Annotated in this window: 17 protein-coding genes, 1 other RNA gene and 1 pseudogene; 15 read left to right on the top strand and 4 right to left on the bottom strand. The window is 48.0% G+C overall.

Annotated features, from left to right (window positions below; all coding sequences use genetic code 11):
* The first annotated feature begins 13 nt into the window (after positions 1-13).
* Together sspA and sspB are read left to right on the top strand one after the other, a co-directional pair.
* A complete protein-coding gene (sspA, locus tag L3Q72_RS12570; RefSeq protein ID WP_275130282.1) occupies positions 14-649 on the top strand; it encodes a stringent starvation protein SspA in 636 nt (211 codons plus the stop codon).
* 3 nt (positions 650-652) lie between these two features.
* On the top strand, positions 653-1,111 hold the full coding sequence (gene sspB, locus L3Q72_RS12565; RefSeq protein ID WP_275130281.1) for a ClpXP protease specificity-enhancing factor: 459 nt from the start codon (positions 653-655) through the stop codon (positions 1,109-1,111).
* A 274-nt stretch (positions 1,112-1,385) separates the two neighbouring features.
* Here sspB and L3Q72_RS12560 read toward each other — a convergent pair.
* From L3Q72_RS12560 to L3Q72_RS12545, 4 genes and pseudogenes are all read right to left on the bottom strand, one after another.
* Positions 1,386-1,952 (bottom strand): annotated as a pseudogene (locus tag L3Q72_RS12560) (BON domain-containing protein); the annotation flags it as partial.
* 6 nt (positions 1,953-1,958) lie between these two features.
* Positions 1,959-2,549, bottom strand: coding sequence for a phosphoheptose isomerase (locus L3Q72_RS12555; RefSeq protein WP_275130280.1), 591 nt, complete (start codon positions 2,547-2,549; stop codon positions 1,959-1,961).
* 2 nt (positions 2,550-2,551) lie between these two features.
* Positions 2,552-2,920: a YraN family protein gene (locus L3Q72_RS12550; protein WP_275130279.1), complete on the bottom strand. Its 369-nt coding sequence runs from the start codon at positions 2,918-2,920 to the stop codon at positions 2,552-2,554.
* Positions 2,904-4,859, bottom strand: a complete 1,956-nt coding sequence (locus L3Q72_RS12545) for a penicillin-binding protein activator (RefSeq protein ID WP_275130278.1) — start codon at positions 4,857-4,859, stop codon at positions 2,904-2,906. Before L3Q72_RS12545 ends, L3Q72_RS12550 begins: the two co-directional genes overlap by 17 nt.
* Positions 4,860-4,921: 62 nt before the next feature.
* On the opposite strand from L3Q72_RS12545, the gene rsmI reads away from it, so the two are divergent.
* The 13 genes from rsmI to L3Q72_RS12480 all read left to right on the top strand — a co-directional run bounded on the left by rsmI (position 4,922) and on the right by L3Q72_RS12480 (position 22,298).
* Positions 4,922-5,785, top strand: coding sequence for a 16S rRNA (cytidine(1402)-2'-O)-methyltransferase (rsmI, locus tag L3Q72_RS12540; protein ID WP_275130277.1), 864 nt, complete (start codon positions 4,922-4,924; stop codon positions 5,783-5,785).
* 132 nt (positions 5,786-5,917) lie between these two features.
* Positions 5,918-7,024, top strand: coding sequence for a type VI secretion system PAAR protein (locus L3Q72_RS23420; RefSeq protein ID WP_342752135.1), 1,107 nt, complete (start codon positions 5,918-5,920; stop codon positions 7,022-7,024).
* Entirely contained in the window at positions 7,021-7,470 is a 450-nt protein-coding gene (locus L3Q72_RS12530) for a hypothetical protein (protein ID WP_275130276.1), read from the top strand. Before L3Q72_RS23420 ends, L3Q72_RS12530 begins: the two co-directional genes overlap by 4 nt.
* A gap of 39 nt (positions 7,471-7,509) precedes the next feature.
* An RNA gene (rnpB, locus tag L3Q72_RS12525) (RNase P RNA component class A) lies at positions 7,510-7,891 on the top strand.
* Positions 7,892-8,128: 237 nt separating this feature from the next.
* The gene (locus tag L3Q72_RS12520; RefSeq protein ID WP_275130275.1) at positions 8,129-11,560 is read left to right on the top strand and encodes a mechanosensitive ion channel domain-containing protein; all 3,432 of its coding nucleotides are present in this window, start codon (positions 8,129-8,131) and stop codon (positions 11,558-11,560) included.
* Between the two features lie 152 nt (positions 11,561-11,712).
* Positions 11,713-15,813, top strand: coding sequence for a response regulator (locus L3Q72_RS12515; RefSeq protein WP_275130274.1), 4,101 nt, complete (start codon positions 11,713-11,715; stop codon positions 15,811-15,813).
* Position 15,814: 1 nt separating this feature from the next.
* The gene (locus tag L3Q72_RS12510; protein ID WP_275130273.1) at positions 15,815-16,651 is read left to right on the top strand and encodes a protein-glutamate O-methyltransferase CheR; all 837 of its coding nucleotides are present in this window, start codon (positions 15,815-15,817) and stop codon (positions 16,649-16,651) included.
* Between the two features lie 6 nt (positions 16,652-16,657).
* Positions 16,658-17,239 (top strand): chemotaxis protein CheB, encoded by a 582-nt coding sequence (locus L3Q72_RS12505; protein WP_275130272.1) that lies wholly within the window; start codon positions 16,658-16,660, stop codon positions 17,237-17,239.
* Between the two features lie 2 nt (positions 17,240-17,241).
* Entirely contained in the window at positions 17,242-18,264 is a 1,023-nt protein-coding gene (locus tag L3Q72_RS12500) for a diguanylate cyclase (RefSeq protein ID WP_275130271.1), read from the top strand.
* Positions 18,265-18,365: 101 nt separating this feature from the next.
* Positions 18,366-19,076 (top strand): hypothetical protein, encoded by a 711-nt coding sequence (locus tag L3Q72_RS12495; protein ID WP_275130270.1) that lies wholly within the window; start codon positions 18,366-18,368, stop codon positions 19,074-19,076.
* Positions 19,077-19,268: 192 nt separating this feature from the next.
* Positions 19,269-20,216, top strand: coding sequence for a 16S rRNA (cytosine(1402)-N(4))-methyltransferase RsmH (gene rsmH / locus L3Q72_RS12490; protein ID WP_275130269.1), 948 nt, complete (start codon positions 19,269-19,271; stop codon positions 20,214-20,216).
* Positions 20,217-20,241: 25 nt separating this feature from the next.
* Positions 20,242-20,559, top strand: a complete 318-nt coding sequence (gene ftsL / locus L3Q72_RS12485) for a cell division protein FtsL (protein WP_275130268.1) — start codon at positions 20,242-20,244, stop codon at positions 20,557-20,559.
* Positions 20,556-22,298 (top strand): penicillin-binding transpeptidase domain-containing protein, encoded by a 1,743-nt coding sequence (locus L3Q72_RS12480; protein ID WP_275130267.1) that lies wholly within the window; start codon positions 20,556-20,558, stop codon positions 22,296-22,298. Before ftsL ends, L3Q72_RS12480 begins: the two co-directional genes overlap by 4 nt.
* Positions 22,299-22,307: the final 9 nt, after the last annotated feature.

The following is a 22,307-nucleotide window of genomic DNA, read 5'->3' as shown; positions in this document are numbered from 1 at the left end:
TCTGGAGGGCTCAATGGCTGTTGCTGCCAATAAACGTTCTGTAATGACTCTTTTTTCAAGTGCCTCTGACTTGTACAGTCATCAGGTACGTATCGTTCTTGCGGAAAAAGGGGTAAGTGTTGAAGTTGAATTGGTTGATGAAGCCAATCTGCCAAACGAACTTGTTGAGCTAAACCCTTATAAGTCAGTACCTACTCTGATTGACCGTGAACTGGCACTGTATGATTCTAAAATCATCATGGAGTACCTGGACGAGCGTTTTCCTCACCCACCACTGATGCCTGTATATCCTGTTGCACGTGGTAACACTCGTCTGATGATCTACCGTATTGAGCGTAACTGGTATTCACTGGCTCGCAAAGTAATGGAAGGTAACGCGGAAGAGTCTGAGCAGGCTCGTCAAAAGCTTCGCAACGATCTTCTTACTCTGGCTCCTGTATTTGCTGAGTTTGAGTACTTTATGAGCGAAGAGTTTAGCCTGATTGACTGCTACCTGGCTCCGCTGCTTTGGCGTCTGCCTGTACTGGGTATCGAACTGACAGGTCCTGGTTCAAAAGAGCTGAAAGTCTATATGAACCGTGTATTCGAACGTGACTCATTCCTGGCTTCTCTGACAGAAGCGGAACGTGAGATGCGTCTGGTACGCTAATTCATGGAAATTGAAGCAATGAAACCACGTCGCCCTTATTTGCTAAGGGCGTTTTACGATTGGTTAGTTGATAATGACCTGACTCCTCATCTGGTTGTTGATGCCACATTGGTTGGTGTTCGTGTCCCGGTGGATTTTATTCAGGATGGTCAGATTATTCTTAATGTTGCTCCTCGTGCTGTCGGCAACCTTGAAATGGGCAATGAGGCGATTACCTTTAATGCTCGTTTTGGTGGTCGTCCACACTCTGTTATCGTTCCTCTGTATGCTGTTCAGGCAATCTATGCCCGTGAAAACGGAGCAGGCACTATGTTTGAGCCTGAAGAGGCCTATGAAGGTGCGATCATGGAGGCAGACTCAGCAGACGAACTGACAGTTGTTGACAGTATCGATGATGAACCGACACCGGATGATGAGCCACCAAAGCCGAAAGGCAGGCCGAGTCTTCGGGTGATAAAGTAATACCAATTCCAGCAATCACTGAACAGTTAATTACTGGTATTGGTATAATAAAAAAGCAGCTGACTTAGCTGCTTTTTTTACGTCTGGGCTTTATGTTTCTTTATAAGTCATCTTCACCTAACGGTTCTTCGATTGGCTCTATATAAGGAATGGTCTCAGTAGAAGCGACCTGTTCCTGATTAGAAACCGGCTCACTAGCCGCGACTGATGAGTGGGACAGAGCCTTAGTCGGCGCAGGTTTTGACTCAGGCTCTTTTTCTGCCACTGCAGGCAGCTCTCCGTAATAGAAAGAGGTAATGACCTGCCTGACTCCGGAAATATTTCTCGCGATATCTATTGCCAGGTCGGCATTAGTCCGGGAAAGTGCGCCAACCAGGAAGACTTCGCCGTCTTCGGTATAAACCGTCACTTTTACCATCCTGAGCTGTTCGTTAGCAACAAGCGCAGACTTCACTTTGGTGGTTATCCAGGTATCTTTGCTTATATCACCGACATTTAACAGCGGCCGGACTCTCATTTCGTTATAGACAGCCTTAACACCATTAATCCTGCGAACTTTCTCTGTAAGCTGATCTTTGTAGCTCTGACTGACAGCCTGTCCCATCAGCAGAACCTCTCCTCTGAAAGTGTTTGCTGAAACCCTGGCATTAAACTGAAAAGGAGCCTTGTTACCAAAAGCGGTTGCATTCAGAGATATCTCGTTATCTTTAAGAATTTCTTTGGTCGAGCGGGGATCGGTTACCACGGCTACACCGGTTGCCGCTCCTGCAACCAAGACACCTGCGCAACCTGAAAGGTTCAGAAGCAAGAGTGCAACTAAAACTGAACGTAGAATTTTCATAAACACTTACTCTTCATGAGAAGGGAAAAGCACCTGATCGATCAGGTCACAAAGACAGTGCAGAGTCAGCATATGAACTTCATGGATTCTTGCTGTGCGGTGAGAAGGAATGCGTATTTCGACATCATGCTCACCTAAAAGCCCTGCCATTTCACCACCATCCATACCGGTAAGGGCAATGATGGTCATATCACGGGTTACCGCCGCTTCCATCGCCTTTACCACGTTTTTACTGTTACCACTGGTGGATATGGCAAGTAATATATCACCTGCCTGGCCTAAAGCGCGTACCTGTTTTGAGAATACTTCCTGATAGTGGTAGTCGTTAGCTACAGCGGTTACTGTGGTGGTGTCACTGTTTAGTGACATTGCCGGCAGGCTTGGCCTTTCGGTTTCAAACCGGTTTAACAGGCAGGAGACAAACTGCTGGCCGTTAGCCGCTGAGCCACCATTACCACAGCAGATAATTTTATTGCCGTTAAGAAGACTGGTGACCATTGCCTGTGCTGCGTGGGTGATTGCATCCGGTAGTGCTTCTGCGGCAGCAATTTGAATTTGAATGCTTTCGGTAAAGCTCGCTTTTATGCGTTCTTGCATGATTATCCTTCGGTTATCGCGTTCTTAATCCAGTTGATGTTACCACCGCTGGCATGAACGGCAATAACATCGATGCGGAATTCGGTTGTGTGCGGAGAGAGCCCGTGACTTTTTAGCCAGATATTGACCGTTCGTATCAGCCGCGTGGCTTTGCGGTGATTCACAAACTCAGCAGCGTTGCCAAATCCGTCTGTTTTTCGGTATTTTACTTCGACAAAGACGATGGCAGAACCATCTTTCATGATCAAATCTATTTCACCCAGTTTGGTATTGTAGTTTTGATCGATAAAAGAGAGGCCCCGGGCAAGCATATGCTCTTTTGCCAGGGCTTCATAATGTTCACCTATTTGTCGCTTATTCTTCCGGAGCATCGTGCTCAGCCCAGCTGATTTCCCGCTGAATGATACACTGCTCGCCCAGGCTTAGGACGCCTGTCTGACCGCTTAGCTGATAGCCAGGAACCACCTTCATCTTAGGTAGCTCTCTGATCAGATCATAAGCGTCCATACCCAGTGCCTGAAGGCGTTTCTGAGCATTACTCTGATCCGGCCACAGATCATTTAGCTGTGCGTTCAGCAGTTGATCTTCATTTAACAGCAACGGAATATCACTGAAAATAACGCCGGAGAGATCTTCAAACTGACGCTTGCCACCTGTGTTGCTCATGGAGTTAGAAAACAGCTTCGGAGGCTGAGCTTCCGGGTTTATCGCTACATCGATAAATGGTTTGATCAGCGTTAGCTCAGATCTTTTCGCAACAATATAAACCGAATCTATATCTCTGCGGCTGCGAGCCTGATTTTCGCTCTCGATACCCAGCAGGTTATCCATCTGAACGATCCGGGACTGGCTCTCTTTCAGGCCAAATACCTTATCGATAGTCTGCTGAAGCTGTGCCTTAGTACCGAACAGGGCGACTTCAACATCCGTGATGTTTTTCTTTTTCCATTCAGTGGTAAAGGCATCGGTTACCCGTTCGCCCAGAGGCCCCTGCGGAGCCAGAATCAACGGGTATTTGAAGCCTTTTTCTGTCAGATACTCAGCCGCCTGAGTCACTTCCTGCTCAGGGGAGAGCGTCAGATAACAAGTGCCTGCTGAAGTATCCAGCTCATTTGGCAGGTTTAACGCCAGCATAGGCGTTGAAGCCGCTTTCTGGCTCTGCAGTTGCTGCATCTTTTCTATGTTTGATTTAACCAGCGGACCGACAATAAAGTCGCTTTGCTCTTCGGCCAGCTTCGCATCGATCTCTTCCATGCTGTATCTGTTTGTATCGATAACAGACAGGATGGCATCTTCATCTCTGGCTTTATCGTCCAGCATTGCCAGAAGGAAACCGTCACGTACCAGTTGAGCCTGTTTAGCAAATTTACCGGTCAGAGGTAGCAGAAGTGTCGTTTTCTTAGGCTGTATGATTTCAAGATCAAGGATCTCCTGAATCGCAGCCGGGACAAACATTGCCGCCGGGTGGCCCGGTTTGGACTGGATAAATGCCTCTATGGCAGACTTTAGTTTAGGGACGTTGCCGCTGTATCTTTGTGCCTCAAGTGCCAGTTCCAGCCAGCCTTGCATTACCCACTCTTCAGCTTCACCTGCATAGCCTTTTAGTTCTGAAGGCAGCAGTTGTGACAGGTTTTCCCAGATACGGTCTGAGATAAGATCGTACCCTTCTCTTGGCTCTGGAAGAGGTTCTGCTTCCAAAGCTTGTTCAGTCTCTGCTGTTAGCTCTTCTGTTTCTTGAGTGATTTCAGGCTCCGCCGGGATTTGCTCTACCTCAGCATCTTCTGCTACCGGCTCTTCTGTCACTTCCAATGGAAGGTTGAACAGCCAGTTAAGCTCTTCAACGGCGTGGTAGTAGTCACCTGTGTTTTCGAAGGCATCTGCCCGCATGTAATGATAGCTACGCCACTGAGCATCTGTTAGCTGCCACCAGGGTTCAAAATTAAGCTGTTCCAGTACCAGTTCCGGTCTTTCCAGCATCAGATTGTTTTCTGCCCTTAACAGCATCCAGGCTGCTCTTTGTTCCGTGGTCAGGAACTGCTTTTCCAGACGTGCGATAATGCGTGAAGCCTGCTCTGTGTCGCCATCAAGGATAGCGGCTTTCAGAGCCATAATTAGCCAGTCACTCTGAATCTCGCCCTGAGAGCGGTCAGCTTTAATGATATAAGCCTGAACACTTTGATCCGGAGCTGAGGTAATATCAACGGAATCCGGTGCCGGCGGTTTAGAGGAACACGCCGCTAATGTAATTGCCAGTGCAACTGGAGTAAGAATGCGTGATACACTTATTTGCTGATGGTTTTTTTTAGCCATGAGTTCTTTTCAACTATGTGTAGAATTATCTCTATATTAATCGCTGAAGTGATGGTAAACAAATGACAGATAACAAAACTTCCCCGTCAGAGATCCCAACTCTCTATATTGTACCCACTCCAATTGGGAATTTGGGAGATATAACCCAGCGCGCGCTTGATGTCCTTTCAAGTGTAGACGTTATCGCCGCAGAAGATACAAGGCATACCGGGAAGCTATTGTCTCACTTCAATATTCAAACGAAAACCTTTGCTTTACATGATCACAATGAACAGCAGAAGGCGCAAGTACTGGTCGACCGCTTACTTCAGGGGCAGTCTATTGCTCTGGTTTCCGATGCGGGTACGCCACTGATTAGCGATCCTGGCTATCACCTGGTAAGTCAGTGCCGTGATGCGGGTGTTAAGGTAGTGCCGCTACCGGGTGCTTGTGCTTTTGTTACAGCGCTGAGTGCATCCGGCTTACCGTCAGACCGCTTTAGCTTCGAGGGTTTCCTGCCGCCAAAGAGCAAAGGCCGTCAGGATAAATTCCGGGAAATCGAAAAAGCAGAACGTACCTGTATATTTTACGAGTCACCACACAGAATCATGGATTCTCTTAAGGATATGCTGGCAGTACTGGGTCCGGACAGAGAAGTAGTGCTCGCCAGAGAGCTGACCAAAACCTTTGAAACCATTCAGGGAATGCCGCTGGGCGAGCTAATCCCATGGATCGAAGAAGATGAGAATCGCAAAAAAGGTGAGATGGTAGTTCTGATTCACGGCTACAGAGAAAGTGCCGAGGAAGAGTTCTCGCCTGAAGCGTTAAGACTGCTGGAACTTTTAACCAAAGAACTTCCACTGAAAAAAGCGGCCGCGATTGTGGCAGAGATGCACGGCCTCAAGAAAAATGCGCTTTATAAGTGGGGATTGGAAAACCTGGAGTAACCGCTATTCTGGAAGTATGACATTTAGAGTGACACTTTCAGTGTTTCTTCGTATTTAACAAAAGCTAATTTGTTATTTTTTAACAGCTTAGTACTCTCGCCCTCAGTGTTGTAAAAGACAGTGAGGGCATTTATGAGCAAAGCGGTAAAAGTCGGAGATACCGGCACAGAGCATGACGGTTTTCCCGCAACTCCGGTAACTTCCGGTTCCCCTGACGTTAATTTTGACAATATGCCAGCCGCAAGAGTTGGCGATTCCTTAGCACCACACAGCAAACCCAAACATCCCCCTCACGGAAGAACGGTCGCTTCCGGATCTTCCACTGTATTTATCAACGGGAAACCAGCCGCTATCACCGGCGGAGCCATAAGCTGTGGTGGCGTAACCATTGGCAGCGGAACTGTAAATATTGGTGATAAATATGAGCCAGCTGCTTTTTCAGGCTTATCTGATACGCATGGTGCTGCAACTCATAGTGGTGAACTCAATGGCGCAGCTAAGGTTGTGCAAGTTCCGTCAGAGTCAGCTTATTGGCCACCTTACGATTTCACAAAAGGCGAAGAAATCGAAGTTGAGTTCACTCAAAATATCGTTGATTTAGCTGTAATGTCGCTTGAAGAGGCTTATGAGTTTTCAGAGAACTTTTGGAAAGAGCAAAATGGTAAAGGCAAGTTAGATGACTTTAAGAAAGTCTGGGATGGCGCAGGCAATGCTCAGGATGCTTATACCCTTGCAAAAGGGCTTGGAGGGATCGGGGTTAAAGCTTATACCAGGACAGTAAATGGAAAAGAATATGTCATCATTAAAGGCTATAAAAAGCACCTTAAAACTTTGACTAAAGGGAATCGCTGGAGGGCTAATAATCCTCAGGTGGTTCAACTGGGGCTGGGAACTAAAAATTACGCAAAAAATATGGCGAGGAAAGCGTTAAAAGTTAACCTGGTTGTCGATATCACTTTTGCAGTTGCCATTAATGCTGTTGATGCGATTGTTCATGATGAAAAAACTATGGTTGATTTGGTTGGGCATTCAGGAATTTATATTGTTAAGGGCATGATTGCTACTGGGGTTGGAACTGTCGCTGTAATTATTGTTGGGGCACTATCTGCTTCTCTGGTTGCTATAGGGGGAGCATTCGCGGTTGCTTCATTTTTTACGAGTGTCGGCTTGGACTATTTTGATAAAAGCTATGGTATTTCTGATGAACTGATTCATAAGCTCAAGGAGGAGTGTTTATGATCACTAGAGTTGCCTCTATAGCATTTTTTGGCCTGCTTTTTATGTTTATGGCTTGGACAGGGGTAGTTGAGCTTTTACTTTTGCCATTTACAGATCTCGATGATCGCGTTCAATTGCTTTCGTATGTAGAGTATATTTTTCTATTTGCGGGTTTTTTTTACTTGGGAGGGATCGTTGTTATTATTTTTCACCAGTTATTTAATCCGTTAGATAGCCCGGAAAAATATGCTGATAAATATCACAATGCGTTTATGGTGCTTATATGGATAAGTGTAGCCACAGGAGTATTGTCTGTTTTTCCTCGTATCCACCTAGGTTACAAAGTCGATCAGGCAGGCTATGTAAGATGCGTAAAAGAATACAGTACTTCGCGTAGAACCAGTTACCGCATCTACGCAAAGTCTGAAAGCTTATGTAAAGATTATTCCTGGAAACAAAAGGATTAAAGTTGCCACTAAGGCGAGTGTCGAGTATAATCCGCGGCCGGAATTGACCGGGTAGTCGCTGCTTCGTTGATGTCCTTAGGGAGACTGACGGAGGGGAGGAAAGTCCGGGCTCCATAGAGCAGGGTGCCAGGTAACGCCTGGGGGGCGCAAGCCCACGACAAGTGCAGCAGAGAGAAGACCGCCGATGGCTCGTAAGAGTACAGGTAAGGGTGAAAGGGTGCGGTAAGAGCGCACCGTGCGGCTGGCAACAGTTCGTAGCAAGGTAAACTCCACCCGGAGCAAGACCAAATAGGCTTCCACATTGCGTTGCTCGCGTAAGGAGGCGGGTAGGTTGCTCGAGCCAGTGAGCGATTGCTGGCCTAGACGAATGGCTACCGCCGCGCAAGCGGAACAGAACCCGGCTTACAGGTCAATTCCACCTATTCATATTCACAATGCCCCGCATAAACTGCGGGGCATTGTGCTTTTTGCAGAAGCAAAATCTGACCGCGATTTTCATCACTTTTCATTTTTACCGAACTTCTACCCTTTACCCCAAAACCTGCAATACTCAAAAGTAAGCTGTATAAAATCAATAAACATTATCGCGTGCAGGGTAGCAGCAGGTTTCATATTGCTATGAACTTTATCAGGGGCGGTAGAAACGGGTGAGGCTATCATGAGCAAAGGCCATAACTGCTATTCGCTGCCTGATTCCAGGGCATTTCCCATATACTCAAATTTCAGGGTTGTACTCTCCTGTTTATTTATCTTTTTTAGTCTTACCTCTTTTTCGCTGTTGGCTGCGGAAGAGACGGAGTCAGCTCATTCAAATGGTATTGCTCAGCTTGGTAGCGAGCAGTTGAATCAGAAGCTGGAAGAGCTGAAGCAATCACTGGCCGGTATTCCAGAAGGTGCAGAGGCGAGTGAGCAGGACCAGCAGAATAAAGTCACACTGCAAAAACAGCTCAGTTTGCTGGAAGAGTTGATCAGTCAGAAGGATTCGCTGAACCAGCTGACAGAGCAGGAAACGGATAATAGTGCTGCCATTGAAAAAGCCAAAGTCAGGCTTGCTGAGCTTTCCGCCATTCCTGCTGAAGACCCCGATTCTGAGCCTGAAATTGTGGATCCTGCCAGTATTGATCTTACTGCACTGGAAAATCAGCTAAATCAGGCAAGGGAGAAGAAAACCGGTCTGGTTAATCAACAGCTTCAGCAGCAGAAGCTGGAGGATGAGTTATCAGGCTACCTGCAGGCTGCCAATACCCGTTTTCAGGAGGCTGAGCAGCGTGAGTCCATGCTTACCAAGTCCAAAGCGGATGAGCAGAGCCAGACGGCACTGGCGCTGGTGGATAAGCAGATAGAAAACACCCAAATCGACAAATTCATCGCAAAACAGTCAGAAACTCTTTTTGAAGCCCGTCGTCAGTGGTATCGCAATAATGAACCTCTGGTTCAGGTTGAGCTGGAAGTGATCGAGATTGAGATAGCGAAACTGGAGGCGCAGCTGGAAGCCTATCACCAGGCTCTGGAGCAGGAGTTAGCGGAGCAGGCAAAACAGGCTGAAGAGGAGTTGCTGGAAAAAGAGCGTACCGCCCAGGAGGCCAAAGAGCCGGATAAACGTTTTATTGCTGGCTGGGAAGCCGCGATAGCGCGATCTCAGAAAAACATCAGCGAATATCAGGCGATGGCCGTGACCCTGACTAAAGAGACTACAGAACAGGAAAAGTGGCTGGCACTGGAAAACGATGAGTTTATTACCATTAAAAACCTGCTTTCCGGTCAGGACAATTATGATGCCTCCGACCGGATAAAACGCTCATTGCAGCAACTGCAGCAGCATAGTGATCTCCTGCGTTCACTGTTAAGAGACGAGATGTTTACCAGGGTGAGCGAGTACCGTGAGCGGAGTTTCGCTATAGCCGATATTCTCTATGGGCTTACCGATGAGTTTGAAAAGCAGCAGCAGGAAGTGCTCAGTGAACTGGAAGAGTCACAACAGGCCGCCTTTAAAGCGTCGGGTAAGGGGTTATTGCTGGAGTACAGAAATATACTGCGTGATGAAAAGGCGGCGCTGACAGAGGTTATCAGCTATGGTCAGAAGCTGGCCGTAGCCACGGAGCAGAGACTGACTAAGCTTGAAGAGTTTGAGCGCTTTGTTCAGAGCTCCTCATTCTGGATTCGTGACAGTAAGCCGCTAAGTCTGCAGATGCTGTCCAGTGTTCCGTCTGATCTGAAGAAAAACTTTGACTGGCTGAAAGATCTCATTTCCGCCCGCAGCAGGGAACAATTAAGCGAGGGAGTAAAAACAACGCAGAGCATGCTCTATATGCTCGCTCTGTTTTTAGTTCTGCCGGTTATCCTGTATCTGCTGCGCCGCTATCTGCGTGGTCTGAGTGTACGGATTAATGACAGGGTTCAGAGCGAAGGTAAGCTGGTCTATCTGGCGGTATTTGTGCTGATTACCGGTTTCCTCAGTGCGGCACTGCTTCCTGCTTACTTTTTTGTGATCGCCCGTCTGGCTGAAGTGGCCCGACTGCCGGCCGATCTTAATCTGGTTTCCAGCAAGGTATTTGATCATCTTGCGCTGTTTTTCCTTCTCTGGTTTTTCAGCCGCTCCTTTTTTGCCGGGCGCAGTATTACCGAAGTGCAGTTTGATTTACCGCGCAATGTGGCGAACAGACTCTATTCGGGATTTCGCTGGTTTTTGGTTGGTTACCTGCTGCTGTTGCCTGCCGTTGTTTTAACTGCTGCTCCATTTAACAATCACGCTTTGCCGCAGTTTTTCAGTCTGCTGTTCTTAATTCTTACCACTGTGTCGGTATACCGCCTGACCCGGCCGCAGTCTGACTTTGTGCAGCATCAGCTTAAAGCTCTGAATGTGGAGCGCGTAACCACTGGCTGGGTTTTAGTTTCCCGTCTGCTGGTACTTGTGGCTTTCTCTACCATTGTGCTGAGTGCCGCCGGTTATCAGTATGCCTCACAGTCGATAGTTTACCGCCTGGCCGGTACTCTGCTGCTGTTTGCCCTGTTCCCGCCGCTCTACCGGCTTGTCCGCCAGAACTTTGTCAGATTTGTTGAGCAGCGGGTGAGGAAAGCGGCTACTGCGGAAACCGAGCCGGTTGATAAGGCTGAGCAGAAAAATAATACGGTGCGGATCTTTAAGTTTGTCGCCATTGTACTGGGGGCGCTTATCCTGTTACGGATCTGGGGTGTGGATGAACAGGCTTTACTCACTCTCGATGATATCCAGCTTTATAAGGTGCAGATCACCGGAGCGGAGCCTGAATTTGTCACTCTGGGCAGTTATGTGCGTAGTATTGTGTCTGTGTTTGTTGTCTTCTGGGCGATGCGTAATCTGGCGGGATTTATGAACGTCTGGCTGTTCCCGCACTGGGGAGCGGATGTCGGGGTAAAATATGCTGTCACCACAATCTCACGCTATGGTCTGTTTTTAGTCGGCGTTATCTATATTATCTCAGAGCTGCATCTGGACATAGCCAAGCTTGGCTGGCTGATGGCTGCTATCGGTGTGGGGCTGGGGTTCGGCCTGCAGGAGATTGTCTCGAACTTTGTCAGCGGCCTGATCCTTTTAGCAGAGCGCCCTGTTAAACCGGGGGACACCATCACAATCGGGGATCTGACCGGTACGGTAAGTCATATCAATATCCGGGCGACGACTATAGTGAACTTTGATCGCCAGGAGGTTATGGTGCCTAACCGTAATCTGATCACCAATGAAGTGATCAACTGGACCCGCAGTGACACCATCAACCGGGTGGTGATAGGTATAGGGGTTGCCTATGGCAGCGATCTGGATCATGTCACAGAGCTTCTGATGGGCATTGCTAAAGATCAGCCGAAAGTGCTGAACTTCCCGCGCCCGAATGTGCTGTTTATGCAGCACGGTGACAGTTCACTGGATCTGGAACTGCGTGTGTTTGTTTCATCTCCGGACGATATTTTATCGGTGCGGGATCAGATCAACCGTCAGATCAGTAAGGTCTTTGGGCAAGAGAATATTGAGATTCCTTTCCCGCAGCGGGATCTCAATATCCGGACAGCAAATTTAGCCGGGGTTTTAGAGCGGCCTGAACCTGTCGGTAGTTGATAGAAGGCCGTTATACCAATACAAACAATGATTCGTATGACGGCGGTCAATAAACACCAGGCTGTTTATTTTTATACCGATTAAGGTATTGATTAGGAAAATCTAATCATTATAAACTCAATAACATTGCGCTTAATTAGTTGAGTCTACTCATGATTAAATTTTCTGATATCAAGATGAGACCCAAATTGATCTCTCTCTTGGTTATTTTTGGTGTTCTGCCAATGCTGGCTGCGGCGATCTTTGCCAGCCAGCTTGCGTCTAAATCGCTTGTTGAAAACTCCTTCGACAAGCTTCATGCCATTCAGTCTCTTCGGCGGGCTTCAATTGAAGACTTCTTTCATGAAAAGCTGATTGATATCCGGACCATTGCCTCCGGAGAGCGGGCAGAGCGTTTAACTAAGATGCTACTGAGCAAAGATAAAACCGGCCTGGAGCTTGAGAAGGGGCATTTCCGCAACGCTATTAAAGGGTTTATCGGAGATTACGAGTTTAGCGACCTGCTTATACTTGATTCCGGGGATGGTGAAATTCTCTACTCTCTGAATGAAAGAGAGAGAGAAGGGGAGAAGATGCGTTCAGGTCAGAGTAATGACGAAGCTCTGGTGAAAGCCTGGCAGGCTGCTGTCCGGTCAGAAATGCCATCCTTTACAGACTTTGCCGAGCAGAACGATGGTCAGGAAGGCTATATAGCTTATCTGTCCAGCCCGGTCAGAGATTCGCAGGGCAACCTTAATGGCGTACTGGTGCTGAAAGTAACGCCTAAGCTGATCTCTAAAATTGTCGGCTCCCGTGTTGGTATGGGGGAGACCGGCGAGTCTTATCTGATTGGGGTGAACGAACAGAAGCAGTTTGAGTTCCGAAGCGATCTTGTCACCATGGGCAGTGGGCGTTATGTGGTCGGTTACCAGCTGGACAGAACGCTTGACTACTGGGTCGATGCGCAAACGGCAGGTCTGGAAGGTGGTCAGTCAGTTTATACCGATAGTGCGGGAAATCAGGTGCTTGTCACCTTTGATAAAGTAAATATTCCCGGCTATGACTGGTATCTGATCTCCAAGATCAATCAGGACGAAGTTACAGCACCAATTCGCACTATCTATGAGACCGTTTTAGGCGCTTCTCTGATAATGATCCTTTTTGTTGCCTTTGTTGCCCGTGGTCTGGCCCGCTCAATTGTTGATCCTCTGGTTCAGGGAATGAGCTTTGCCAAGGATATTTCTCAGGGCAAGCTTGATGCAAGCCTTGAACTCGACCGTAAGGATGAGGTTGGCTCTCTTGGTTCTGCTCTGAATGATATGGCGGGGCAGCTCCGTGATATGGACTGGATTCAGTCCGGTAAAGAGAATCTGGACGATCAACTGCGTGGCGACCTTGAGGTTGATGAGATCTCGCGCCGCTTTATTACCTTCTTCACTAAACATATGGGCGTTCAGTTGGGTGTTCTGTATCTGTTCGATGAAGAAGAGAAGCTGCTTAATCTTCAGTCCAGCTACGCCTTTGTTGACCGGGAAGGTAACTTCAACCGCATTAAGCTGGGAGAGGGCATAGTCGGCCAGTCTGCTCTGGAGCAGGAAGTTATTGTCTTTAACAATGTGACCAGGGATGCCCCGGCACTGAATTATGGCAGCGGAGAGGTTATCCCCAGTCACTTTATGTCCATACCGCTGATGGTGGACGGACATCTTCTGGGAGCTATTCTGTTAGGCTCTCAGCAGCATTTTACACCATTGCAGCGTAAGTTTGTTGAAGAGGTAGTAGCTAATGCAGCTGTGCTGTTTAACGCAGCCAATGCCCGTCAGATTATCGAAAAACTTCTGCAACAGGCTCAGCAGCAGCAGGAAAGCCTGCTGGATGCAAACAAAGAACTGGAAGCACAAACCGATGCGCTGAAAAAATCAGAGCAGGCACTTCAGACCCAGCAGGAAGAGTTGCGGGTGACCAACGAAGAGCTGGAAGAGCAGACCAAGGTTCTGAAAGAGTCGGAAGCTGAGTTGCAGGCCCAGCAGGAAGAGCTGCGGGTCACCAACGAAGAGCTGGAAGAGCGCACCAAAGCGCTGGAAGATCAGAAGATCGGTATGCAGGAGAAAAACGATGAACTGCATTTAGCTCGTCAGGTGGTTGAGGACAAAGCCAAAGAGCTGGAGATCGCCAGTAAATACAAATCTGAGTTTCTGGCCAATATGTCCCATGAGCTGCGTACGCCGCTTAACAGTATTCTTATTCTGTCGCAGCTGCTTTCAGGCAACAAGGACGGCAATCTGTCGGATAAGCAGATTGAATCAGCAAAAGCGATCAACTCATCCGGTTCGGATCTTTTGTCTCTGATTAATGAAATCCTGGATCTGTCTAAAGTCGAGGCCGGTAAGATTGAACTGCATATTGAAGATGTGGGCCTGGACTCAATCGATGCGGATATCACCCGTCTGTACAAAGATATTGCGGAAGAGAAGGGGCTGGATTTTCAGATTATCCGTGCAGGCAATGTTCCTAAGAGCATTCAGACCGATTCTCAGCGCCTGCAACAGGTGCTGCGTAACCTGCTGACCAACGCCTTCAAGTTTACTCATGAAGGTTCGGTAACCCTGAATATGTCCATGCCAACCCCTGAGATGGCCATGCGTCTGAACAAACCAAGGGAAGAGCTGCTGGCATTCCATGTGAAAGATGACGGTATCGGCATCAAGGAAGAGCAGCAGGCCGCTATCTTCCAGGCATTCCAGCAGGCAGACGGCAGTACCAGCCGTAAGTATGGCGGTACCGGACTTGGCCTTTCTATCTCTAAAGAACTGACACACCTGCTTGGCGGGGAGATCCTGCTTAAGAGTAAAGAGGGTGAGGGAAGCACCTTTACCGTGGTTCTGCCGGTTAGCTATGAAGCTAAACAGGATGCGGAAGAAGCGCCGATTAAACCTTCGGTAATGGCAGAAAAACCTCAGGAAGTGAAGGTTGAAACTCCGCCTGTTGAGACAGTAAAAGATCCGGAACCTAAGCCGGAGCCGCAAATTGCCAGACCAACTGCGGTGGTAAAACCAAAAGAAGACAGTTATGTGGAAGATGACAGGCAGTCCATAGTTCCGGAAGACAGAACGCTGCTGATTATCGAAGATGACAGAGCTTTTGCCGGAGTCATGCGCGACTTTGGCCGTGAACGCGGCTTTAAGTGTATCGTTGCTGAAACCGGAGAAACCGGACTTCACTTTGCCGATTATTACAAACCAAGTGCCATTATTCTGGATATTGGCCTGCCTGGTATTGATGGCTGGACAGTGATGGAACGTCTGAAAGAGAACCCGGATCTGCGCCATATTCCGGTGCACTTTATGTCAGCCAGTGATGAAAACCTGGATGCCATGCGCATGGGAGCCATCGGCTATCTGACCAAGCCGGTTGATGTGAAAAAGATGGAAAAGGCCTTTGGCAACATTGAGGATATTATCTCCAAGCCGGTGAAACGCCTGCTTGTGGTGGAAGATGATGAGATTCAGCGTGACAGTATCTGTGAGCTGGTGGGAGATGGCGATATCGTTATTTCTGCGGTTTCCACCGGCAGAGCGGCGCTTAAGGAGCTGGAGAGCAAACCTTACGACTGTATGATTCTCGATCTTGGCCTTGAGGATATGACCGGCTTTGATCTTCTGGAGAAAATCAGACGCAGTGAAAAAGCGGCCAGGGTGCCAATTATCGTCTATACCGGACGCGAGCTGACTCAGGATGAAGAGAAAGATCTTAACCAGTATGCCGAGAGTATTATCATCAAAGGGGTGAAATCTCCGGAACGCCTGCTGGATGAATCTGCTCTGTTCCTGCACAGGGTAGAGGCGAATCTGCCGGTTGAACAGCAGGCCATGCTTCAGGCTGTGCATGATAAAGAATCCGTACTTCAGGGCAAAAAAGTTCTGTTGGTGGATGATGATATGCGCAACGTATTTGCGCTTTCCAGTATCCTTGACGATAAGGGAATGGAAATTGTGATAGCCCGTGATGGCGCCGAGAGTCTGGAGAAGCTGAAAGAGAATCTGGATATCGATCTGGTACTGATGGATATTATGATGCCTAAGATGGATGGCTATGAAGCCATGCGTGAAATCAGAAAGCAGAGAGTGCATGATAAGTTGCCGATAATTGCCCTGACCGCAAAAGCGATGAAGGGCGACCGGAGCAAATGTATTGAAGCCGGTGCCAGTGACTATCTGGCCAAACCTATCGACACCGGCAAGTTGTTATCAATGCTAAGAGTTTGGTTGTACTGATATGGAACAGACACAGGAACTGACCAGTGAGCAGCTTGAAATTCAGCTGCTGTTAGAAGCTATCTACCGGAAGTACGATTACGACTTCCGGCAGTATTCGGTTGCCCATACCCGGCGTCGTCTTGAGTACCGGCGTGCCATTGAGGGAATGAGAAACTACTCCGAAATGCAGCACAGGGTGCTTTACGATGAGCGTTTCTTTAACCGCCTGTTGCTGGATCTCTCAATTAACGTGACTGAGATGTTCCGCGACCCCTGGTTTTACAAGAAAGTACGGGAGCTGGTTCTGCCTCATCTTCAGACCTATCCTTATATAAAGGTCTGGCACGCTGGCTGTTCCGCCGGGCAGGAAGTTTACTCCATGGGCATAGTGCTGGATGAAGAGGGGATGGAAAACCGGGCCCAGGTGTATGCCACGGACTTTAATGAAGCTATCCTTGAGAAAGCCAAAGCCGGTATCTACCCGATGGATCTGGTGCGTCAGTACACAGCCAATTATCAGGCGGCCGGAGGGCTTGAGTCACTGTCGGATTACTACACGGCAGATTACGATAACGTCATTATGAAAAGCAGCTTAAAGGATAAAGTATTGTTTACTCCTCATAACCTTGCTTCCGATGGCGTTTTTGGGGAAATGCATGTGATATTCTGTCGTAATGTTCTTATCTACTTTAACCGGGAGCTGCAAAACCGGGTATTTAACCTGTTTTATGACAGCCTGGTTCCCGGTGGTTTCCTTTGTCTGGGTTCGAAAGAGAGTATGCGCTTTGCAGATGTTGCCGATAAGTTTGAGTTGGTATCAGAGCGGGAAAAAATATACCGGAAAAAACGGGAGTAAGATTGTATGGCGTGTGAACAGGCTCAATACAGGGCTATCGTGATCGGAGCTTCTGCTGGCGGGTTAGCTGCGGTTGAGCGGGTGGTTCGTGAGCTTAAATCTAACTTTTGTCTGCCTGTTTTATTGGTTCAGCATATCAGTCCTAATGTAGACAGTTATCTGGCTTCTCATTTTGCCAGTCGCTGCCGGCTTGATGTTCAGGAAGGTGAAGATAAAGAACCGATTCAAAAGGGCGCCATGTATATCGCACCGCCAAACTACCATATGATGGTGGAGTACGATGGCAGCATAACGCTCTCTGTTGAACCTCCGGTAAACTTTTCCCGGCCTTCTATCGATGTGCTGTTTGAGTCTGCGGCCGAGTACTATGGTGAGTCGTTAATTGGTTTAGTGCTTACGGGGGCTAATTCCGACGGCGCTCAGGGGCTAAAAAAAATAAAAGAAAAAGGTGGTCTGACGATAGTGCAGTCGGCAGAAACCGCCGAGGCGACAGCCATGCCTAAAGCTGCGATTGAAGCAGTGGATGTTGATCATATTCTTCCTCTGGATGAAATAGGTCGTTTTTTGAGTGATCTTTGCGAATGCTAATTATGGAAGAAATACCTAAGGTACTGATAGTTGATGACAGGGTTGAAAACCTGATTACCCTGGAAAATCTGCTTGATAGTTTTAACATTGAACTGATCCGGGCAACTTCGGGTATCGAAGCGCTGGGCCACACGCTGGACCACGACTTTGCGCTGGTACTGCTGGATGTTCAGATGCCGGAAATGGACGGTTATGAAGTTGCCGAGCTGATGCGCGGTAATCGTGATACCCGTAATATCCCGATTATCTTTGTCACCGCTGAGTCCATGGGTGATGCTCATGTGTTTAAGGGCTATGAATCCGGAGCTGTAGACTATCTGTTTAAACCGTTACAGGCAGAAATATTCAGAAGCAAAGTCGGCGTTTTTATTGAGCTGTTTGAGCAAAAGCTTGCTTTGAAGCGAAAAACTGCGGAATTTAACCGCCAGCTTGTGGAGATGGAAGAGCTGCAGCAGCAACTGGAAGAGACCAATGAGCAGCTTTTGCTGCTTTCAACCACAGATGGCCTGACGGGGCTGCTCAACAAGCGCCGTTATCAGGAAGTATTTGAAGACGAGTGGCAGCGTGCATTACGGGCAAACCATTCACTCTCTCTTGTGATGATCGATATCGATCACTTTAAGCTCTATAACGATACTTTTGGTCACCATGCCGGGGATGACTGCCTGAAAGCCGTCGCGGCTTCTTTGCAGACTGGCAGTTTGCGTCATCTGGACAAAGTGGCTCGTGTTGGTGGTGAAGAGTTTGCCATCCTTCTGCCTGAAACAGACAAAGAAGGCGCTGCTATCGTTGCCGAGCGGGTACGCAGTGAGGTGGAGAAACTGAATATTCCGCACTGTGAAGCGGCTGACAGAGACTGGGTTACTGTGAGTGTCGGCTACAGCTCCATTGTGCCGGATAAAGAAATGTTGCCGGTATCTCTGGGCAAAGCTGCGGATAAAGCCTTGTACGACTCAAAACGAAATAACCGTAACTGCTGCAGTTTCCGGGAAATTAAAGAAGAACAAGAGCTGGCGGGGAATTAGTTCTATCTGTCTCAATATTGAGTATAAAATAGTCTTAATTTGATCATAGAATAACCTTTTGTGGGTTTTTTACTCTAATGACGTAACTAAAGGAATCAAAGATGAAAAAATTTGGGCTTGCACTTTTAATGTCTACAGTGCTCTTTGGGTGTGCTTCTTCTTCAAAAACTGCTCTTGTGACCCCAACGAATAAGGATAAGGTTGCTGAACTTGAGTATACAGATATTGGTGTAACATCTGGCTTTAAGTTTGAGAACATAGCAACTGGCACTATGAAGGCTTTTGGATATGAGGCTGGTTTGGTTGTATATGCTGGAGAGCAAAAGATTGAAGTTAACTTGGATGCGGCTCAAAAGTGGAATATTAAGGCAGAGAGCCAGAGAACTTCTGTTGGTGGAATAAAAGGAATTGGTGTAAGTCTGAAAAACCCTTACCTTGGTGTTGTTCGTCGTGACGGTAAAGTTATTGGTAAAATCGGGATTGATCTTCCAGAAATTAACGCTAAAAATGAAGTGCTTGAATATGTTGGCTTAGACGGACTGGCTAATACAAACCTTGACCTGACTGGTGGAGCTAAGATTCTCGGTGTGCAGTACAAGCTGGGATCTGTATACAAAGATGCAGAAGGTAATGAAAGTGGCTCCCCATATGGCTACAAAGTGACTAAAGGGGGTAAGCTGGTTGGCACTGTCACTGTTGGTAAGAATATGTTTGGTGGCCAGGAGCTGACTGTGTGGTTGAAAGGTGAACAGCCTGCAATTCAGGAGCAGAGTGTAATGAGTATTCTGTTGACTGCTGGTTGGGCAATCTGACCTAATTAGACTTTAAAAATTATTATTTGGCAAAGCCTGAGTATAATGCTCGGGCTTTTTCGTCCTCATAGATTGCCGTAATTTCTGATTTACGCAATTTTGACACCATTTATCAGATTAAAACTAGCCAGCAGAGTGCAAATCAGTACACTATGGGTTTGCCTGAATATATTGGGAAAACGAGTTCCAACCATGACTGAATCTTTTCAACACGTCTCTGTATTATTAAATGAATCTATTGAAGGTCTGGCGATTAAGCCTGACGGCATCTATATCGACGGAACTTTTGGTCGTGGCGGACACAGCCGTAAGATACTTTCTCATCTTGGTGAGAATGGCCGCCTTTACAGTATCGACAGAGATCCGACAGCCATTGCAGAGGCTAATAAGATTGATGACCCTCGTTTTACCATTATTCACGGCCCCTTTTCTGGAATGGCAGAATATGCTGAAGACTACGGTATAGCAGGCAAAATTGATGGTGTGTTGCTTGATTTAGGCGTTTCCTCACCTCAATTGGATGATGCTGAGCGCGGCTTTAGCTTTATGAAAGACGGCCCGCTGGATATGCGTATGGACCCCACTTCAGGTATTCCAGCATCACAATGGCTGGCTGAGGCTGACGCAGAGGATATCAGTTGGGTACTGAAGCAATTTGGCGAAGAGAAATTTGCATGGCGAATTGCCAAAGCCATTGTTGCGCACAGAGAGGATGAAGAGAAAGAGCCTCTGACCCGCACCAGTCAGCTTGCGAAGCTGATTTCAGATGTTTCTCCTTCCAGAGAGAAGAAAAAGCACCCTGCTACCCGCAGTTTTCAGGCGATCCGGATTTACATTAACAGCGAACTGGAAGAGATTGATACGGCACTAAAAGGCGCATTATCAATACTTGCGCCAGAAGGACGCCTTTCAGTCATCAGCTTCCACTCTCTGGAAGACCGCATGGTTAAACGCTTTATGCGCAAAGAGAGTAAGGGACCGGAAGTCCCTCACGGCATTCCGCTGACAGAAGCGCAGATTAAAGAGCTGGGCAGCGCCAGCCTGAAGACCGTTGGCAAAGCTATCATGCCTTCCAAGGAAGAGGTTGAAGTGAACAGCCGCTCACGCAGTTCGGTTCTTCGTATCGCTGAAAAATTGTAATAAATACAATCGTGCGGCTAAGGTTATGACTGAGAAGCAACCCAATCTGGCATTACTGATCCTCAAAGATATTTTTACAGTGGGCAAGCTCCCGCTGTTTCTGCTTATTGCTATCTTTGCTGTTGCTATGGGCGTGGTTTTCAGTACCCACCATACCAGACTGGCGATTTCTGAAAAAAACCTGACCCTGATTGAACGCGACCGCCTGGACAATGAATGGCGAAACCTGATTCTGGAAGAAAACGCACTGTCTGAGCACAGCCGGGTTCAGGAGATGGCAAAAGATGACCTTCAGATGATTCGCCCCGAAGCGAACAGAGAAGTGGTGGTGTCGTTACGATGATTCTGAGAAAGCAAAAGCCGAAAAAGCCGGAAAAACCTAAAACCTCAAACCAGCGAGTCACTAAGCAAGAAGAAGAGTCGTTGCTGATAAAGTGGCGTTTTAACCTGGTGCTGGTTTTTGTTTTCTGTGCTTTTGTCTCTTTGGTTGGGCGCGCGGCTTATATTCAGATTATTGAGCCGGATAACCTGATCCGCCAGGGCGATATGCGCTCTGTCCGTACCCAGGCCCTTCCCTCTGCCCGTGGCATTATTTCTGACCGTAATGGTGAGCAGCTCGCTGTGAGTGTGCCGGTTCAGGCGGTGTGGGCTGATCCTGTGGCTATCTTTAAAGCCGGTGGTTTTGAACAGATCGAGCGCTGGTATGCTCTGGCTGATGTGCTTGGGCTGCAACGTAAAGCTCTGATTGAAAAAATTAAAAAGAACAAAAAGCGCCGCTTTATTTATCTGCAGAGACAGGTAAGCCCGGCCATGGCGAATTATATTAAAGAGCTTAAGTTATCTGGCGTTGGGCTGAATAATGAATCACGTCGCTATTATCCTTCCGGTGAAGTAAGTGCTCACGTTATTGGCGTGACCGGCATTGATGATAAGGGCCTTGAAGGGGTTGAGCGAAGCTACGACTCCTGGCTGACCGGTGAAGCCGGTAAGCAGACGATCCGGAAAGACCGTTTTGGCCGGGTGGTGGAGAACATCTCCCTGAACGAGCGCAAAGAAGGTAAGCCGCTGCAACTGACGATTGATCAGCGTCTTCAGGCCATTTCATACCGGGCGATTAAACAGGCGGTTGCCGACCACAGAGCAACTTCCGGCTCAATCGTTATTCTGGATGTGGATAGCGGAGAGATCCTGGCCATGGTCAATGCTCCTTCCTATAACCCGAATAACAGAGAGCAGCTGCAAAGCTATAAAATGAGAAACCGGACTATTACCGACTCAATGGAGCCGGGGTCCACGGTAAAACCTTTTGTGGTTCTGGCCGCTCTGGAAAACGGCATTGCAGACTCGGATACCATTATTGATACCGGCAACGGCATAATGCAGATAGGCGGCAGCCGGGTCCGGGATACCTCCAAGATCGGCAAGGCGGACCTGCTTACCATACTGAAAAAGTCCAGTAATATCGGCGTGGCTAAGCTGGCTCTGGATATGCCGCTGGAAGCGCTGCTTGGTCAGTACAGCTCTGTGGGCTTTGGCGCATCGACAGGAATTAACCTGATTGGTGAAACCGAAGGCTTGTTCCCAAACAGAAGACGCTGGTCGAAGTTTGAAATTGCCACTCTGGCCTTTGGTTATGGTATGTCCATAACGCCATTGCAGCTCGCTCATGCCTACGCAACTCTGGGGAGCTACGGTAAATACCGGCCTCTGCATATCATCAAAGACAATAAGCATGAAACGTCACGTCAGGTGATAGAAAGAGAAAACGCCAGATACGTGCTGGAAATTCTGGAAACCGTCACTCAAAAAGGCGGTACGGCAACGCGTGCGGCGGTGCCGGGATACAGAATTGCGGCTAAGACAGGTACTTCCCGTAAAGCAACAGCTGGCGGTTACAGTGATGAATATGTTGCCATTGTGGCAGGGGTTGCGCCGGTCAGTGATCCTAAAGTTGCCATGGTGGTGGTGGTTAACGAGCCACAGGGCGACCTTTACTACGGCGGTACGGTTGCAGGCCCGGTATTTTCTGATGTGATGAAATCGACTCTGCAAATATTAAATGTCGCGCCGGACGCGCAATAAAATCGAGAG

The organism is Vibrio sp. JC009 (genome assembly GCF_029016485.1).
Lineage (GTDB): Bacteria > Pseudomonadota > Gammaproteobacteria > Enterobacterales > Vibrionaceae > Vibrio.
Note: the sequence above shows the minus strand (reverse complement) of the source record. Positions and strands in the feature narration are given on the sequence as shown.